A 17401-nucleotide genomic window follows, 5' to 3' on the forward strand; every position below is an offset into this window, starting at 1 on the left:
GCAGGAAGACGCTGAAATGGAGAATACAATTAAAAACTTATCATTATCCCCTGATCCAATGTTAATTTTTCTACAGAGCAGGCAAGTAAAATAAGTAGGCATAAATAAATTAAAGTTCGGAGTTGGCGCTAAGTGCTAAGACAGCGCCAACTTCAAGCCACAAAGTATCTTCAGTTTAATGATGTCTACTTATACCATTTCACTTTAAGAATGATACAAATACTTTGGTAGGGACACGGGTATTGCCGTGTCCCTACGAGAAATTTATATGTATCAAGATTTTCGTGAATTGGTATTACTTACCAACAGCCAACGCACTACTAAACTTTCGCTTGAGAGATTGTGAGGTTACAAAGCCTTTTACACTGACTGGACAGGTTTTAACTCTCTCTGTTAGGCTCCTCATGACGGTCAACGATTCTGAATACATCAGGCAAGATGAAGCCACTCGTGTACAAGACGTATTCACCAAGCTACTGTTTGTAGGTTTTCAACCTCTTGAAAATGAGCATCTCGCGTAATAAGAATTAAATTATACTGAATTGCAACAGATGCAATCCAAATATCATTTTCGGGTAATGGACGACCTTTGAGGCGCAATTTATTCTTAACTTCACCATATTTACGGGCAGTTTCTACATCACATCCAATGACCGTATTTCTGGCAATGAACTCCTCAATACGTTCTAAATTTCCTTGTGATCGCCCTGATTTTCTTGCACCGTAAAATAATTCACCAATAGCAACGCTGGGAATAAAAATTTCTTCTGCATTTACCAGCTGATTATTTACTTCGATATCATTTACAAATAAAGCGATAATAATATTAGTATCAAGCAGATATCTACCACTCATCTATATCTACTTGCTCGCAATCTTGTTCAATTGCTTCGCGCATCAACTGAATATCGTTTGGCGATATTGTACCTGCAAAATTTAATAATTGTCTGCCTGGAACACCATGAATTTGCGAACCTACTAAAGTTCGGGCAAACTCCAACACTCGATACTGCAAGTCTTCAGGCATAACTTTTAATTCTTCAATTAGCCGATTGAGAATCGGTGTGTCCATATTTCTCCTGATAATTTTCGATTTTGGTTGCTAGTCCTTCTTTTATAGATTTTCACATTTCTGAGACGAACTAAACAGCTATGGCTTATCAGTACAAACATACTCAACTTTTGCTTGAGAGATTGTGACGAGTTACAAAGTCTTCTACACTGGCTGAAATAGGTTTTAACTCTCTCTGTTAGGCTCCTCATGACGGTCAACGATTCTGAATACATCAGGCAAGATGAAGCCACTCGTGTGCGTGTACTAAGCGAAGCACTACCTTATATTCAGCAATTCGCCGGTCGCACTGTTGTTGTCAAATATGGTGGCGCAGCAATGAAAGATAGCGCACTCAAAGACAAAGTGATCCGCGACATTGTATTCTTATCCTGCGTAGGTTTGCGTCCAATTGTAGTCCACGGGGGTGGCCCAGAAATTAACAGTTGGTTAGATAAGCTGGGCATCGAACCACAATTTAAAAATGGTCTGCGAGTCACTGATGCCGCCACAATGGATGTGGTGGAAATGGTTTTAGTTGGTCGAGTTAACAAAGAAATTGTCGCGCTAATTAACCAAGCTGGTGGATTGGCTGTAGGACTTTGCGGTAAAGACGGTAATCTATTTACAGCTCGTCCCCAAGGTCAAGAAGGCATCGGCTTTGTCGGGGAAGTCAGCAATGTGAATATTAAAATTTTAGACACCCTTGCTAGCAATGGTTATATTCCGGTAGTGTCCAGCGTCGCCGCAGACGAAACGGGACAAGCTTACAACATTAACGCTGATACTGTAGCTGGAGAAATTGCCGCAGCACTGGGGGCAGAAAAGTTAATTTTACTGACCGACACCAGTGGAATTTTAAAAGATTACAAAGACCAATCTACCTTGATTCCAAAAGTAGATATTCGCGAAGCCCGCGATTTAATTGCTAATGGCATAGTTAGTGGCGGGATGATTCCCAAAGTCAATTGTTGTGTGCGATCGCTTGCTCAAGGAGTGCGTGCTGCACACATCATTGATGGACGCATTCCTCACGCCCTACTCCTAGAAATCTTTACTGATGTTGGGATCGGTACAATGATTCTCGGTTCACAGTTCACTTATTAAGCGAAAGGGGAAGGCGACGGGTAAGTGGGGGAGTGGAAAAGTCGGCGAAGAGGAGAGTTTGAGCTTCCAAAGCTCAACGTTGAGGTTCAGAAGGTCAACGTCGGGGTTCAGAAGGTCAACGTCGAGGTTCAGAAGGTCAACGTCGAGGTTCAGAAGGCCAACGTCGGGGTTCCAAAGCTCAACGCTGAAGTTCAGAAGGTCAACGTCGAGGTTCAGAACCTCAACGTCGAGGTTCCAAAGCTCAATGCTGAGCTTCAGAAGGTCAATATTGGAGTTCTTAAACTGAAACTTTAAATTCTAACTCTCCCCCTCTCCCCCTCTCCCCCTCCTCCCCTCCCCCCTTCGCCAAATATTCCTAGTCTTGGCAAAATTAAGACAGAGTTGATTTGTGTGCAGAACGTGACTGTAGAAAGTATAGAAATTGCCAGAGGTTACTACCAGACAGGGAAAGCCGCCTTTGAAAGTGGAAAATACCGCGAAGCTGTAGAGAATTTGGAAAAGGCAAGTGCCTTATTAACTCGTAATTCTCGGCTTGGGGGTGAAACAGAGCTTTGGTTGGTGACAGCTTATGAAGCTGCTGGACGCACGGATGAGGCGATCGCCCTGTGTGAAAGACTCAAACGCCACCCTCACTTAGAAACTGCCAAACAAGCGCGGCGGTTGCATTACATCTTAAAAGCGCCGAAGTTGCAAAGGCCCAGCGAGTGGATGACTCAAATCCCCGATTTGGGCGCACTATCTGACAATGATCTCAAAATTCGTGCAGCTGGAAAATCTACCAAATCTTCTCAGCCAAAGAAACCTGCTGAGCCAGAATTTATTGATCTCAGCCAGGTCAATACTAAAGATAATCGCTTTATCTGGGTGGCGCTAATGGGTATTGGTTTAACGGTTTTGTACTTGGTTTGGTTGAATTTTTCAGGAACGTCTGTTTGAAACTAACAGGAAGCAAGATCAATAATCTCTGTAGAGACGTTGCAATGCAACGTCTCTACATGTAGGTGACCGTTTGCCTGCTAGATATAGAGCGATCGCTTCAGACTGAGAATTCAGCAGAACTGATTGTAGAAACATTTGGCTTGCTTGGAGAATTTCCGAAAGTCATGTTTAATAAGCTAATGCTGCCAGGACGTAATAAACTCGTCATTCCGTTAAAGCGATTGGGTGAAAATGAACGTCGCCCAGAGATAGAAGTCAAGATTAGTTAAAAAGTTTGAGTTTTGGGGAGATTTGGAGAATGAATTCCTCTACTCTAGGAAAGATGTTCGTATGGTTAATTAGACCATTTAGTTTTGTGTTAGCAAAATGGGAATTGCTTACAAGATTTACCACTAGGAAAGGAATTAATCGCTTCTTTTCTAGAGAAAACCTGCTTTCCTCTACATCTGTAAAAAAAGGAAGAGGGAAAAATCAAAAGCCTATTTTGTGGCTAGTGCTATTAACATCTCTGCTACTGACTGGATGTGTTGAGTACGATGCTGGGGTTAATTTTAACAACTCAAATAGTGGCGAACTGGTACAGCATATTAAATTAGGAGAACGGCTAACCAGTTTTAGCGGCGATTACGTGTATGAATGGTTAAACAGCATAGAGCGCCGCGCTCGCAAACTAGAAGGGAAAATTCGGCGGGTCTCCAAAGAAGAAATTATTGTGACAGTTCCTTTCACCAGTGGTACGGAATTGCAAGAAAAGTTCAACGATTTTTTTAATTCCCGTACGAATCAACCAACAGAATCTCAGCAGAACGAAGCAGATTCACAACTGCCGAAAATTGAGTCTAATTTACTCTTAGAGCAGAATAATTTTTTAGTTTTAGTACGGAATCGATTAATTTATGATTTGGATTTGCGATCGCTCTCGCTAATTGCTAGCAAAGGTAACGTCTTAGCAAATGCTGGTTCAATTCTCGACTTGGAATTCAGCTTAAAAACTCCTTGGGGAGCTAAGAATATTCAATTAACTGAAACTGCTATTCAACCAGAAAAGAATGGCAAACAGCTGGTGTGGAAACTCCAACCAGGAGAGCTAAACCATATAGAAGCTGTTTTCTGGCTTCCCAGTCCCCTCGGCATTGGTACATTATTAATTATCCTGTTTGTCTGGGGAGGATTTTATCTCAGATACACTTTCATGCCAGACCCCAGGATTCAGTTTTCTCCCAAAGCACCAGCCACAGAACAGTCCTGAATACTGAATGACCCAATGGCTGAAAATTTCCAATAGACAAGGAGAGCTAAATATTCTCCTTGTCTAATTACAAAAAACTTTTTATTGAACTATAAATTTATATTCCTAAATTATGCCTTTATCAAGCATTACTCCATTCCCGGTGTAATATTACCTATCTACTTTTTTCTTTTGTGTCCTTGTTGTGAAAGCTCACATTTTCTTATTGTTTGCTTTGTTGCTGCTTACCCCTCCAGCTTTTGCTCAAACGCCCATATCTACGCCACAGATAACTGCTACTCTAAAACCTACTGCAACATCAACACCTAGTAAGTCCCCGAAGAAACCCCCTATTAGTAAATTTGCAGAGGATCTAGAAACGCTTGATAAAAGCTTAACTGCGATCGCTTTCACTTTGGCAAAGGCAGTGGTTGCCGTCTTGAGTATTCTCGTACTCTATCGGCTCCTGTTACTGATTGCTTATCGCTCATCCCAACTGATCATCGATAACTTTAGCAATTATTCTGGTGCTGATGAAGAACTTGACAAAGTGTTACCAGGGCTGAGTCAATTAGCGCGAGAAATGCTGGTACAGGAGATGAAAGGTGTGCGCCAGCGAATGAAGGAACACATTAAAAGTGCGGGGCCAGAAACCTATCGCTCTCGCGACCAGTTACCGCTACCACAAGCAACTCCAGAACAACGACTCGCTGATTTAGTTGCTTCACTAAGCGAGTTCACACCCGACCAAATCGACCCGATAGTGCATCTGCTGAAGGTGATATTCCCCCCCTTTGGCACTAAAGTTACCAGTATCCTCCAAAGTCAAGGTAAAGAACATAATAGGTTGGGAATTACATTTGAAATCACCAATATAGAAGGTCGCTTATCCTCCAAGCTTTACACTATCTGGGAGTCTGATGCTCAGAATGATTCGTCAACACAGATACTTAAAGACCGCTACAGAAAGCTTTTAAAATCAGCTACCCGCTGGTTGGCATTAGAACTTTGTCGGCGTGAAATGTTAACAGTTATACCTTGGAATTACTTTGGTGAGAGACGTAACCGCTATCAAGGACAGGTTCATAACTTTTTTGGCGCTCTCAACCAAGCCAGCGCTCAAACTCATGGCAGTTTCTTTGGTGACTTGGCTATTGAGGATTTGCAACAGGCAATAGTTTTCTACCCAGACTGGTATCAACCCTACGAAAATCTGGCTGACATATACAGTTTAAAAGAAGGTTTGTATTGGCGGCGTCAAGCAATTTTGCAATACGAGAAAGCGCTTGAAAGATGTCAAGATGAATCTATCAAGCGCCGAATTAGGGTTGGCAAAGCAATAACTGGGCTAGTCAAAACTGATGATTTAGCTCAGGACAAGAAAAATGAAATAGATAATTTAGTTCAAGAAGCAAAACAGGAAATAGAAAAAGTCTTGACGGGCTGGGATGAGACATCGGAGCTAAACCACCGCTTTTTATATAACTTAGCGTGTTGGTATGCGATCGCTCACCGTCAAAATGCAGGAGTAGAAGACGCACTTTTAAAAGCCCGCCGCTACTTAGTTTATGCTTTTGCTAGAGACAGTGATCGCATTTTCTGGGACTGGGCAGACCAAGATCCAGAGTTACAGGGCATTTGTGAAGGTATTACGGAATTAAAATTTCACCTGTTGAAGAAATTCAACACAGTTCCTCAATTTTCGACACTCACCCATAAGGATTTTGCCCAATCCATAGAAGAAGTCCTCAAAACAGCTAAATGGTTATAGTTACAAGGAGATAAATAAAAATGAACGAGAACCAAGAACCAAAGCCACCTAACCCAAGATCCTTTACTCCACGTCCTCCGGAGCAGAACGCACCCTCAAAGCCAAAAAGAGGCGTACAACGTAAATCACCGGATGCTCCAAACTTTCCACAACCTTGTCCAGAACCTTCTGAAGAAGAAACGGATCTCGAACCAAGAGCCAACGAAATACCACCTTGGGGAACTGGTGAAAAGCCACCTTCAGATTGAAATTAAGGTGACAATCGCTCAATCTTCCAACTACTGTCATCTAAACGAGTATAAAGTAAGCGATCGTGCAGTCGGCTGGAGCGACCTTGCCAAAACTCGATTTGTGTGGGTATCACTCGTAAGCCGCCCCAATGAGGCGGTCGAGGGATCTCCTGATTTTCATATTTGCTCTGAAATTCTTGCAAACGTTGCTCTAATAACTCTCGGCTGGCGATTACCTCACTTTGATTTGATACCCACGCACCTAAACGACTGTTGGCTGGACGGCTATCAAAATAACCATCAGACTCGTTTTCAGAAACCTTTTCCACAGTCCCAGAAATCCGGACTTGGCGCTCCAATTCTGCCCACCAGAAAACCAAAGCTGCATGGGGATTTTTTGCTAGTTCTTGCCCTTTGTGGCTGTTGTAATTGGTAAAAAATACAAAACCACGTTGATCAAAATCTTTCAGTAGCACCATTCTTGCTGAGGGCTTACCGTCTGGTGTGGCAGTGGCTATAGTCATGGCATTGGGTTCAGGAAGTTGGGCTGCTAGCGCTTGATCGAACCATTTTTTAAACTGTATAAAAGGATTAGGGTCAATTTCAGTTTTACTTAAACCTTGCAAAGTGTAGTCTTTGCGAAGGTCGGCTATAGTTTTATCCATCGTGATTTGCTTCCTTGCTATCAGATAAGCTTATACATAACTTTGTTAAAAATATCTATGATCGTGATCAACGCTAACGCCAGTTTGATATTCTCTCAAAGTGTCTCAAAAATAGATTGCACCAGATGCGCCGTTCGACCTCCCTTCAACGCCTCTTAATATATGGTCTGAGCGGCCCGATTATTGCTGTCAATATCTGGCTGCTATCAGTGCTATTTCGCTATTTCCAGCATCCGATTACCGTCCTGAGTATTGCAGCGATTCTGGCTTTTTTACTAAATTATCCCGTTAAGTTCTTTGAACGCGCTCGGATCACTCACACTCAGGCAGTGATCATTGTTTTACTAGCAACTTTAACCTTGTTGGTGATTCTGGGCGTCACACTAGTGCCGATGCTCATTGACCAAACAATCCAACTGTTAAATAAGATTCCTGATTGGTTAACCACCAGTCAAGCAAACCTCTCACAGTTTGAAGCGATCGCTAAACAGCGACGTTTGCCCCTTGATCTCAGGGTTGTCAGTAATCAAATCAATGTCAACATCCAGAATCTGGTGCAACAACTAGCTTCTGGTGCTGTGGGATTTGCTGGGACATTGTTGTCAGGATTACTTGACATAGTGTTAGTAGTGGTACTGGCGTTTTATATGCTTTTGTATGGCGATCGCGTCTGGTATGGTCTAGTCAATCTTTTGCCGTCGAATATTGCAGTTCCCCTAACCAGATCCTTGCAGCTCAATTTCCAAAACTTTTTCCTCAGTCAATTTTTGCTGGGGATATTTATGGTATTGACTCTTACCCCAATTTTCTTAGCACTGAAAGTACCGTTTGCCCTATTATTTGCCATACTCATTGGTCTATCCGAACTCATTCCCTTTATCGGCGCGTCTTTGGGCATTGGTTTGGTGACAATACTAGTACTACTGCAAAATTGGTGGTTAGCAGTTCAAGTTGCCTTAGCAGCTATTCTCATGCAGCAGCTTAAAGATAACCTATTAGCTCCCAGGTTACTCGGCGAATTTATTGGACTTAATCCCATCTGGATTTTTGTTGCTATCTTGATGGGATTTGAAATTGCTGGATTATTAGGGACACTAGTTGCTGTTCCAATAGCCGGTACTATTAAAGGCACTTTCGATGCTATCAAAAGTGGCAAAGCTAATGACTTTGTATCAACAACTGTGACTATTGCTCATGACTCACCTCCAGAGAGAGAGAGGGGATAAAGGGAGAGGGGGAAGAAGAACTAATGCACCTGATTTTTTACTTAGTATAAAAAAGCCATTCTTTTATTAAAGTATGGTTTGCTATTAATTCATTTAGTTGTAAATGAGCAATGTTGATTTTTGCAAGATGCCTCAAATCTAAACTTGCACAATCAGTCATCACAATTCACAATGATATTAATTATGATTTGCTAAAACCATTAAGCATAATTGCTTAAGTAAAAGCAAATACACAAAGTAAACGCTTTACCAGTACGCAAGAAGTTTAGTATCAAGTTTAGTTATTTTTGAGTTCAGTACTTAACTTAAAAATTGTTGATGGATGCTTCCGAGCTATTAGAAACAATTACACTCCTGATTGACCAGGCTGAGCGAGGAGAAATTGATCCTTGGGATGTCCAGGTGATTGAGGTAATTGACCGTTATTTAGAACTGATGGCACCAGAGGCAACTACAAGAGGCTATGAAGCCGATTTGTCTCAATCTGGACAGGCTTTTTTATCAGCATCTATGCTTGTGTTATTCAAAGCAAATACCTTGATGCAATTGTCTTCGGTTATAAATACACAAGATGATGTATTGAATGATGCAATCTTAGAAAGTGAAGATGGAGTATTACATCAAGGTCATCGTCTGCCATTAGAACGGCAATTGCGTCGTCGCCCATCAGCAATGCCACCACCCAAACGCCGTGTGACTCTGCAAGAATTAATCGAGCAATTGCAGATCATGGCGAACCAACTGAAACTAGTACAGAAAGTTAGTAAACCTGTCCGTACCAAGCGCCAACCTAGCGTTCAGAGTATGCGGGAGGCTTTAGAGCTAGCTCACCAAGAAAATCTCACAGAAGTAGCTGGAGAATTGGAGCAGGTATTGTATCTTTCAGCAAAAGAGCTATCTTTAGAACAAAATTACTTGAATTTGGAACAACTTGTTGATTTGTGGACTCAGACAAAGCAACCATACCAAAATGAGTCTAGCCACCATTCAAAAGAAAGTCACCTAGTTAGCGTTTTCTGGGCGCTTCTACTGCTTTCGGCTCAATCTAAAGTTGAGCTATTTCAAGAGGAGTTTTACCAAGAAATTAAAATTCGGTTACTCACAGATTCAGCTAATCTTGGCAAACCTTTGGAGAAACCTATGAATTAAGTCTGTTTTAACTAGGGATTAGGCATAGAGAGTGGTGAGTGAGGAGTAGAGATGCGACGCCAGTCGCTACAACGGGGAGCCACTGCGTTGGACGGTGAGTGCAGCCACACGTGCGGTGAAGCAGCCCGATCTTGGGGTCTCCCCAAGTAGAGAAGGCTTTACGCTGCGCTAACCACAGTTGCCTGCTCCGGAAAACCCTCCAGCAGCGCTGATTCACCGCAACGCGCTGGCTCATTAATCGCGTCTGAGGAGTCAAGAATTAGTATTTTTCCCCTTGTCCTCCTTGTCCCCTCTGCTCCCTACTCCACCTCGGCTACGCTCGGTGGTCGCCGAGCGCAGTCGAGATGCGACTACCTGTTCCCTGCCTCTTTGCACTGACTTTTGCTTGATCTGTTTGAGTAAATCTTAAAATCCAAGTAACTTGAAAAAATAACTGATCGCTTATTATCTAGCTATATCTATGGTTGCAATAACCAGCTAATTCCTGTTATCCCTGGTTTAGGGATAACTAAGAGCAGAAATAAAAACTGATGATTAAGTATCACTCGATGAAAGTAAACTGGCTCGTGGTTGAGGAATAAATTTTTATGAAAGCGATGATTCTCGCGGCGGGCAAGGGTACTCGCGTCCGTCCAATTACCTATACAACTCCCAAACCGATGATTCCTATCCTGCAAAAGCCAGTGATGGAATTTTTACTAGAACTGTTACGTCAACACGGTTTTGACCAAATTATGGTCAATGTCAGCCATTTGGCTGAGGAAATAGAAAATTATTTCCGTGACGGTCAGCGGTTTGGTGTGCAGATTGCCTACTCTTTTGAAGGCAAAATTGATGATGACGGGAAACTGGTGGGGGAAGCAATCGGTTCAGCAGGCGGGATGCGCCGCATCCAGGACTTCTCGCCGTTTTTTGATGATACCTTTATCGTGTTGTGCGGTGATGCTTTGATTGACCTGGATTTAACTGCGGCTGTTAAGTGGCATAAATCCAAGGGTTCAATCGCCACCATTATTACAAAATCTGTCCCAAAAGAAGAAGTGTCTAGTTACGGTGTAGTCGTTACCGACGAAGACAATCGTGTCCAAGCTTTCCAAGAAAAACCTTCGACAGAAGAAGCCCTCAGCACTAATATCAACACGGGTATTTACATCTTTGAGCCAGAAGTTTTTAATTACATTCCCTCTGGAATCGAGTATGATATTGGCGGTCAATTGTTTCCCAAACTGGTGGAAATCAAAGCGCCCTTCTACGCTATTCCGATGGATTTTGAATGGGTAGATATTGGTAAAGTACCAGACTACTGGCGGGCGATTCGCGGTGTGCTGCTCAGAGAAATCAAGAATGTACAAATTCCAGGTCATGAAGTCGCCCCTGGTATTTACACTGGCTTAAATGTTGCTGTGAATTGGGACAAAGTAGATATCACAGGGCCAGTTTACATCGGTGGTATGACCAGAATAGAAGATGGCGCTAAAATTGTCGGCCCAGCAATGATTGGCCCAAATTGTTGGATATGTAGTGGTGCGACAGTAGAAAACAGTGTGATTTTTGAATGGTCGCGCCTGGGGCCGGGAGTCCGTTTGGTTGATAAGCTGGTTTTTGGACGTTATTGCGTGGATAAGACTGGGGCTGCTATAGATGTCCAAGCTGCTGCTCTAGACTGGCTGATTACCGATGCCCGTCAAACACCACCATCCCAAACCCCGCTAGAGCGACAAGCGATCGCTGAATTGTTGGAGACAAACACAAATTAGGGACTGGTGATTGGGTACTAGGGATTGGGAAAAGGCAAATCCTCCTAGTTCCCAGTCCCTAGTCCCCAGTCCCTAACTATTCAGATACGTATATCTTCGGAGACTCTGCTCGTAGGTTTGTAGCAGTCGTTGAGATTCTGCTAGAGTGATGCGCTTTTCCTCTAAAGCTTTCTCACAACGCTGGCGGATGTTTTCCACCATGTCTTCGGAGTCATACTGTACGTAGCTAACTACTTCACTCATTGTATCACCTTTAACTACGTGTTCTATCTGGTAACCTTTGGGGGTTAACTGGATGTGAACTGCGTTGGTATCGCCAAAGAGGTTGTGTAAATTGCCCATAATTTCTTGGTAAGCTCCATTGAGGAACATTCCTAGATAGTATGGTTCTCCGGGTTTATAGGAGTGCAACTCTAAGACCGATTTGACATCGCGCAGGTCAATAAAACGGTCGATTTTACCATCACTGTCGCAGGTGAGGTCTGCTAGTATTCCCCGCCGCGTCGGTTCTTGATCTAAGCGGTGTATCGGCATGATCGGGAATAGTTGGTCAATTGCCCAGCAATCTGGTGCTGATTGAAACACAGACATATTGACGTAGTAGATGGAAGCCATGATTTTTTCTAGGTCTTCCAGTTCATCGGGTACGTATTCCTGCTGTCTAGTTATGTTCAGAATTTTTTGACAACAAGCCCAGTAGAGCCGTTCTGCTTTGGCTCGTTCTCTGAGGCGTAAAATTCCTAAGTTGAAGCGGCTGATGGCTTCTTCTTTGAATTGAGTAGCGTCGTGGTAGAACTCCTGGTAATTCTCTGTGTTGATTGATTGGTAAGTTTCCCAAAGGTAATTAATAACTGGTGATTCACCCTCTTGCGGTGGTTCCGGTGAATCAAGGGGAACATCACTAGTACTAAGTACATCAAAAATTAACACCGATTGATGAGAGGCGATCGCTCGTCCACTTTCGCTAATCAGTGTTGGTACGGAAATCTGCCGCTCTGCACAAGTATCTTTTAATTCTGCAACTATGTCGTTGGCATAGTTCTGCATATTGTAATTTTTCGAGGCATAGAAGTTCGTTTGGGAACCATCGTAATCTACACCTAAGCCACCGCCGACATCGAGATATTTCATGTCTGCCCCCAGCATCGCCAACTCCACGTAGATGCGGCTGGCTTCTTGGATGGCATCTTTAATCACATTAATGGCAGAGATTTGCGAACCAATGTGGAAGTGCATCAACTGCAAGGAACCAAGCAGGTCAGCTTCGCGTAACTTGTCCACAGCCTCGATCACTTCTGGCATTGTCAAACCAAATTTAGCGCGATCGCCGCTAGAAGTTCCCCAGCGCCCCATACCTTGGGTACTGAGTTTAGCCCGAACCCCCAATATAGGTTTAATACCTAACTGGCGGTTAGCGGCAATTACCAGATCGACCTCTTCAATCTGTTCTAAAACGATAATTGGTGTTTGCCCTAGTCTTTGGGCTAACATTGCCGTTTCGATGTATTCCTGGTCTTTGTAGCCATTGCAAACTAACAATGCTCCTGGTGTATCGAGAACAGCCAGAGCAATCATTAATTCTGGCTTGGAACCAGCTTCTAAGCCAAATTGATGGGGCTTACCAAATTTGACTAAATCTTCAATCAAGTGCCGCTCTTGATTACACTTGACAGGAAATACCCCACGATAGACGCCGGGGTAATTGTAGCGGGCGATCGCTTTGGCAAAACAAGCGTTTAACCGCTCAATCCGGTCTTCTAAAATATCAGAAAAGCGAATCAATAAGGGAAGTCCCAAATTGCGCTGCTTCAAAGCGTTGACCAATTCAAACAAATCTAGAGAACCGCCGCGATCGCCCTTGGGAGCAACAGTCACATGACCGGCAGCGTTAATCGAAAAATAAGGCTGTCCCCAGCCTTCAATACGGTAGAGGGCTTCGCTGTCCTCAATTTTCCAGGAGGCGCGAGGCGAATCTTCTGTGTTAGTACTAGGTGGTAACAGCTTTTTTTGCTTGTGTTTCACTTCAGATTTGTGTCCATTGGACGGTACTTTTACCACCTCGTCAGATGTAGCAGTTGACTCAACACCCATTTATTCCTGACCTCTGTTTTTCACCCACGAGATAACAATTTAACGCATTCATCTGAGAACAAATATGCACCCAGGGATAATTTCTGAGATAAACTCTGATTGGTCATTGGTCATTGGTCATTAGTCATTGGTCATTGGTCATTGGTCTATAAGCAATCTTGACGAATGACAAATGACAAACAACAAAGAACAATTGACCAGATAAAAATTTTATTAAGTTTTGGGGGACAGCTTTGGAACGCACATTCATTGCAATTAAGCCTGATGGCGTACAGCGTAAACTAGTGGGCGAAGTTATTCGTCGCTTTGAAACTAAGGGTTTTACCCTTGTGGGTTTGAAGTTTCTGAATGTCAGTCGAGAATTAGCTGAACAGCACTATGGCGTTCACCGACAAAGACCATTTTTCGCTGGGTTGGTTGAATTTATCACTTCTGGCCCAGTAGTCGCAACTGTTTGGGAAGGTGATGGTGTAATTGCTTCTGCGAGAAAAATTATTGGTGCAACAAATCCTCTAACAGCAGAACCAGGGACGATTCGGGGCGATTTTGGCATTAATATTGGTCGTAACCTCATTCATGGTTCTGATGCTCCAGAAACAGCGAAACACGAAATAGCCTTATGGTTTAAGGAAGAAGAATTAGTCAATTGGCAACCCCATTTAATCCCTTGGTTGCACGAGTAAAAAGTAGAGACGCGACGCCAGTCGCTACAACGGGGAGAACCCCCGCAACGCGCTGGCTCATTAATCGCGTCTCTAAAGGAGTCAGGAGTACAGACGCGATTAATCGCGTCTGTACAGGAGTTAAAAATTCATCATTAATAACTCTTAACTCCTAACTCCTCACTCTTAACTTACTTTGGTACTTCACTCTTTTCTGGTTCTTCTTGAACCAATTCGGCGACAGGTCGCTTCTTGCCAAATCCCCAAGCTAAGATGAGGGCGATCGCACTAATCATGAACCATTCTGGTGGGACTAAACTATCGTTCACCACTTTTAATAACAAGCGCAAGCCTACCAAGGCTACAGTTACATAGCCTGCATCTTCTAGATTTTCATATTCATCTAACCAACGGATAAACAATCCCGCCATGAATCGCAATGTGATGATGCCAATTGTTGCACCAGTCAGTACAAGCCACGTTTCTTGAGAAACTGCGATCGCGGTTGTGACGCTATCTAAAGAAAACGCTAAATCTGTGAATGCAATCACTGGGATCGCTTGCAAAAGGGATTTAAACCGCGGCCCGTGATGATGATCGCCGTCAGTTTCTTGGGAGGTAAAGTGTTGAAATACCAACCACAACAGATAAGCTGCGCCTAATAATTCAAATTGCCAAAGTTTTTGTACCCAAGTGGCAGTAAGAATTAAAGTAATTCGTAGCACATAGGCAACGACCAAACCAAAATTGAGGGCCTGACGCTCAAGTTCTTTGTTTTCTAATCCTTGAGCGATCGCGGCGAGGGCGATCGCATTATCAGCAGATAGCACTGCTTCTAAAAACACCAGAATCAGCAAAACTATAGGGGCTTCAACGCTGAAATGAAAGTGCAGGTAATCAAAAATTTGGTCTAGCATTCCGGGTTTCTCAAGCAGAAAAAATTAATAATTTACAGGATTAGCTAATTTAGCCAATTTAATATAAACAGCGCAACAAATTGCTACTCTAATCCAGCTTAACGTGGTTGTGGTGCATTCTGAAGGGTCATGTCTAACGACAAGTCCCTATGCATCTAGGCATCCCTCGAATTTGAGGTTGTCTCAGTAAATTGTGTTATATTATACCGTACAAATTAAATCGTAAAATATATTTATAGATAAGAATCATGTAAAAATAGTACAGTTATGAGTAAAATTCATACTTAACACTAAAAAAGTTTAATAAATATGAGTATTTTTAAAATCAAGTTAAATCCGAAGAGATTAGCTTTATGTCTGGGTTTGACTTGTGGTGTGTTGGGCGTAGTCATTCCTGATACTGTGTCTTCTCAAACTACTCCTGTAATACGTATTTTGAGGGTGACGGCTCCAGGCGGTACTACTTTAAAACGAGAAGACAGTTGGTATTTACAAGCACGCGATATTAAACAAGCAGATCGCAAGTGTGTCGTCAGAGGAGGTGAGAAATTTTTTGTCTCATCTATTCTCGGTAGTAATAATAGTCAAATAGTAAGTCCTACTGGTAATGGTGAACGCCTCAGAGACTACTGGGAAGTCACGTTCGAGAAGCCACTTCCGTGCAATCAGGGTGACGGTACACAGACTTGGTTTGTTTTTAAAGCCCATGTACAACAATTACAAGCTGTTGCCGTGCGTTAGTGATGAATTACAAGTGTAATGTTTTTGATTGTATCAGGCATCAAATAAGGAGCGATCGCTTCCCTTCAATTTCCTAAAAAATTCCTCAACCATCTAATGGTCTCACTTGTTGTCTGCTCAGTAGCAATTTGTAAGCATTGCCGCACAATTTCTGAGACATTAGAAAAGTACCTGCTTTCTGAAATTGTGTAGCTTTCACTCTGCAATCTATAAACTAATAACTCGCTATTCTTTAGTAGCCAAACCTCTGGTACTCGATAAGGTAAGTAATCATTAATATCTGTGTAGCTACTAACATCTACTTCAATTACTAAGTCGGGGGGTGGATCGGACTCCCAATCAATTCTCTTTTTACCTACTACTGCTCTCCAATTTTCAATATAAAAACTATAATCTGGCTCAATTCCTCCTACATCTGGTAGCTTCATAGTTATTGGAGTAAAAGCATCATATCTTTGTCCCAAATGGTCGAGTAAAACCTTAACAATATCTGCAAGTAAGTTTACATCTCTCCCATGTTCAGGTAGCGGAGCCATTAATAAAATCTCTCCTGGACGGTATTTGATGCGAGGTACAGAGTGATCGCCTAGTTGTGAAAGCAGTCTTTGGTAGTCTTGCCAATTTCCCAAAAGTTTCAAGACAGCGCCAGGAGGTAACTCGATTCTTTCTGGTGTAATTACAGTATCCATCGTTGCCTCGCAATCCTATGCTCTTGCGTCCATTAAACTAATTTTACCTCCAAGGTAAACAAATGTTTATTGACAATTTTCTGTATTAATGGTCTAAAGACGTTTTTAATTTGTGATTTTTAGTGCTTTTGCTGCTTGCGATCGCTCATAAGAACTATCAATTAAGATACCATTTCTAATATCATATGTAAGTTCTAGCTTCCCGTTCTAGACGTTCAATTTCTCTTTGCCACGATTCAAGCCTGTGTTCTCGCCTTCGCAATTGATCTGCTGTAGGGTTTGTGGAAGGCTGGGTATTTGGATTAGGTAAAATTCCATGATTTTTAAGCCAACTAGGGGAAAATTCCTGCGCCTGCCAAAGATAAACATGATCATGTCTATCGCCACCCAGACAACGAATCTGTTTGACTGAAAGTGTTGATTCACCAAAAAGGATTTGCTCATTTCTGGAATTTTTAGTAAATAGGCGCCTCAGTATATTTACCAAGAATCAAGCCTGATTCTTATATATTGATTAATCCTTCACCAATTGCTGAAAAGCCCCACAGACTTGAAGTCTGGGGCTGCACAAACAAAGCCCACGAAGGTGGGCTTAATTCTTTACAGGCTGCCTCAGCAGCCTTTGTTTGTAAGCTATTGACTTCTAGTCTAAGGGCAATTTAATCTACCACTACACAACTAAAATTTACAAAATCTCTGCCAACTTTTCTAATAGAGTATCTGCTAAATCTAATAACTTGATATTATCTCTATCAACACTATTTGTCTCACCAGATAACAGATTTATCACAGCAAATAACCTATCATCTGATTCGGGAATTCTCCAACATTCTTCTAAATTCACTGCTAAATCAAATAGAGAACGTTCTCCTAAATGCTGCCGTATCTTCACAGCCACATCATCATCACTAACTAAAAATTCTTTGATGCCATCTAGTATTGAATTACCCAAGATTTTGTCATGTTTCCAGGTTTCTAGCCAATCTCCATCAACATCTTCAAAATAAATATGGACAAAATCAAGCCCGTAAGTTAGCCAGTCTTGCTGCATTTGTCTGGCTGTTGCTAAAGCTTCGGTAAATTTGTCTACTTGATTGTTGCAGCTGCTAGTTTCTCGATAATTAACCATAAAAGCTTTCGTGAACAGATAATGATGTAGACTAGAACACAAATCTTGA

The 17401-nt window shown here is 42.4% G+C and carries 20 protein-coding genes; 12 read left to right on the top strand and 8 right to left on the bottom strand.

Annotated features, from left to right (window positions below):
- Window positions 1–465: 465 nt before the first annotated feature.
- Entirely contained in the window at window positions 466–855 is a 390-nt protein-coding gene (locus WKK05_RS34715; protein WP_341527498.1) for a type II toxin-antitoxin system VapC family toxin, read from the bottom strand.
- Complete coding sequence (locus WKK05_RS34720) at window positions 845–1072, bottom strand: hypothetical protein (RefSeq protein ID WP_341527499.1); 228 nt, start codon at window positions 1070–1072, stop codon at window positions 845–847. The genes WKK05_RS34715 and WKK05_RS34720 overlap by 11 nt, the downstream gene beginning before the upstream one ends.
- Before the next feature lie 189 nt (window positions 1073–1261).
- Here WKK05_RS34720 and argB point away from each other — a divergent pair, with 189 nt between their 5' ends.
- The 7 genes from argB to WKK05_RS34755 all read left to right on the top strand — a co-directional run bounded on the left by argB (window position 1262) and on the right by WKK05_RS34755 (window position 6344).
- Complete coding sequence (gene argB / locus WKK05_RS34725) at window positions 1262–2158, top strand: acetylglutamate kinase (RefSeq protein ID WP_341527500.1); 897 nt, start codon at window positions 1262–1264, stop codon at window positions 2156–2158.
- A 24-nt stretch (window positions 2159–2182) separates the two neighbouring features.
- A complete protein-coding gene (locus tag WKK05_RS34730; RefSeq protein WP_341527501.1) occupies window positions 2183–2452 on the top strand; it encodes a hypothetical protein in 270 nt (89 codons plus the stop codon).
- Between the two features lie 105 nt (window positions 2453–2557).
- A complete protein-coding gene (locus tag WKK05_RS34735) occupies window positions 2558–3094 on the top strand; it encodes a tetratricopeptide repeat protein (RefSeq protein ID WP_341531273.1) in 537 nt (178 codons plus the stop codon).
- 65 nt (window positions 3095–3159) lie between these two features.
- A complete protein-coding gene (locus tag WKK05_RS34740; protein WP_341527502.1) occupies window positions 3160–3366 on the top strand; it encodes a hypothetical protein in 207 nt (68 codons plus the stop codon).
- 29 nt (window positions 3367–3395) lie between these two features.
- Window positions 3396–4346, top strand: coding sequence for a DUF3153 domain-containing protein (locus WKK05_RS34745; protein ID WP_341527503.1), 951 nt, complete (start codon window positions 3396–3398; stop codon window positions 4344–4346).
- Window positions 4347–4530: 184 nt separating this feature from the next.
- Complete coding sequence (locus WKK05_RS34750) at window positions 4531–6096, top strand: hypothetical protein (protein WP_341527504.1); 1566 nt, start codon at window positions 4531–4533, stop codon at window positions 6094–6096.
- Window positions 6097–6116: 20 nt separating this feature from the next.
- The gene (locus WKK05_RS34755; protein WP_341527505.1) at window positions 6117–6344 is read left to right on the top strand and encodes a hypothetical protein; all 228 of its coding nucleotides are present in this window, start codon (window positions 6117–6119) and stop codon (window positions 6342–6344) included.
- Window positions 6345–6346: 2 nt separating this feature from the next.
- Here WKK05_RS34755 and pdxH read toward each other — a convergent pair whose 3' ends face one another.
- On the bottom strand, window positions 6347–6991 hold the full coding sequence (pdxH, locus tag WKK05_RS34760) for a pyridoxamine 5'-phosphate oxidase (protein WP_341527506.1): 645 nt from the start codon (window positions 6989–6991) through the stop codon (window positions 6347–6349).
- 125 nt (window positions 6992–7116) lie between these two features.
- Between pdxH and WKK05_RS34765 the strand changes: the two genes are divergently transcribed.
- The 3 genes from WKK05_RS34765 to WKK05_RS34775 all read left to right on the top strand — a co-directional run bounded on the left by WKK05_RS34765 (window position 7117) and on the right by WKK05_RS34775 (window position 11123).
- Window positions 7117–8217 carry an AI-2E family transporter gene (locus WKK05_RS34765; protein WP_341527507.1) on the top strand — a complete coding sequence of 367 codons (1101 nt, stop codon included), beginning with the start codon at window positions 7117–7119 and terminating at the stop codon, window positions 8215–8217.
- 318 nt (window positions 8218–8535) lie between these two features.
- Window positions 8536–9366: a ScpA family protein gene (locus tag WKK05_RS34770; RefSeq protein ID WP_341527508.1), complete on the top strand. Its 831-nt coding sequence runs from the start codon at window positions 8536–8538 to the stop codon at window positions 9364–9366.
- A gap of 587 nt (window positions 9367–9953) precedes the next feature.
- A complete protein-coding gene (locus tag WKK05_RS34775) occupies window positions 9954–11123 on the top strand; it encodes an NDP-sugar synthase (RefSeq protein WP_341527509.1) in 1170 nt (389 codons plus the stop codon).
- 72 nt (window positions 11124–11195) lie between these two features.
- On the opposite strand, the gene speA is transcribed toward WKK05_RS34775, so the two are convergent.
- Window positions 11196–13214, bottom strand: coding sequence for a biosynthetic arginine decarboxylase (gene speA, locus WKK05_RS34780; RefSeq protein ID WP_341527510.1), 2019 nt, complete (start codon window positions 13212–13214; stop codon window positions 11196–11198).
- Window positions 13215–13447: 233 nt separating this feature from the next.
- On the opposite strand from speA, the gene ndk reads away from it, so the two are divergent.
- On the top strand, window positions 13448–13897 hold the full coding sequence (gene ndk / locus WKK05_RS34785; RefSeq protein WP_341527511.1) for a nucleoside-diphosphate kinase: 450 nt from the start codon (window positions 13448–13450) through the stop codon (window positions 13895–13897).
- A gap of 170 nt (window positions 13898–14067) precedes the next feature.
- Here the strand turns inward: ndk and WKK05_RS34790 are convergent, their stop codons facing one another.
- The gene (locus tag WKK05_RS34790) at window positions 14068–14793 is read right to left on the bottom strand and encodes a TerC family protein (protein WP_341527512.1); all 726 of its coding nucleotides are present in this window, start codon (window positions 14791–14793) and stop codon (window positions 14068–14070) included.
- Window positions 14794–15102: 309 nt separating this feature from the next.
- Between WKK05_RS34790 and WKK05_RS34795 the strand changes: the two genes are divergently transcribed.
- Window positions 15103–15534: a hypothetical protein gene (locus WKK05_RS34795; RefSeq protein WP_341527513.1), complete on the top strand. Its 432-nt coding sequence runs from the start codon at window positions 15103–15105 to the stop codon at window positions 15532–15534.
- A gap of 65 nt (window positions 15535–15599) precedes the next feature.
- On the opposite strand, the gene WKK05_RS34800 is transcribed toward WKK05_RS34795, so the two are convergent.
- From WKK05_RS34800 to WKK05_RS34810, 3 genes are all read right to left on the bottom strand, one after another.
- Entirely contained in the window at window positions 15600–16223 is a 624-nt protein-coding gene (locus tag WKK05_RS34800; RefSeq protein ID WP_341527514.1) for a Uma2 family endonuclease, read from the bottom strand.
- Between the two features lie 181 nt (window positions 16224–16404).
- Window positions 16405–16710 (bottom strand): hypothetical protein, encoded by a 306-nt coding sequence (locus WKK05_RS34805; RefSeq protein WP_341527515.1) that lies wholly within the window; start codon window positions 16708–16710, stop codon window positions 16405–16407.
- Window positions 16711–16908: 198 nt separating this feature from the next.
- On the bottom strand, window positions 16909–17352 hold the full coding sequence (locus WKK05_RS34810) for a hypothetical protein (protein WP_341527516.1): 444 nt from the start codon (window positions 17350–17352) through the stop codon (window positions 16909–16911).
- Window positions 17353–17401: the final 49 nt, after the last annotated feature.

The organism is Nostoc sp. UHCC 0302, assembly GCF_038096175.1.
In the GTDB taxonomy this organism is placed as follows: Bacteria; Cyanobacteriota; Cyanobacteriia; order Cyanobacteriales; family Nostocaceae; genus UHCC-0302.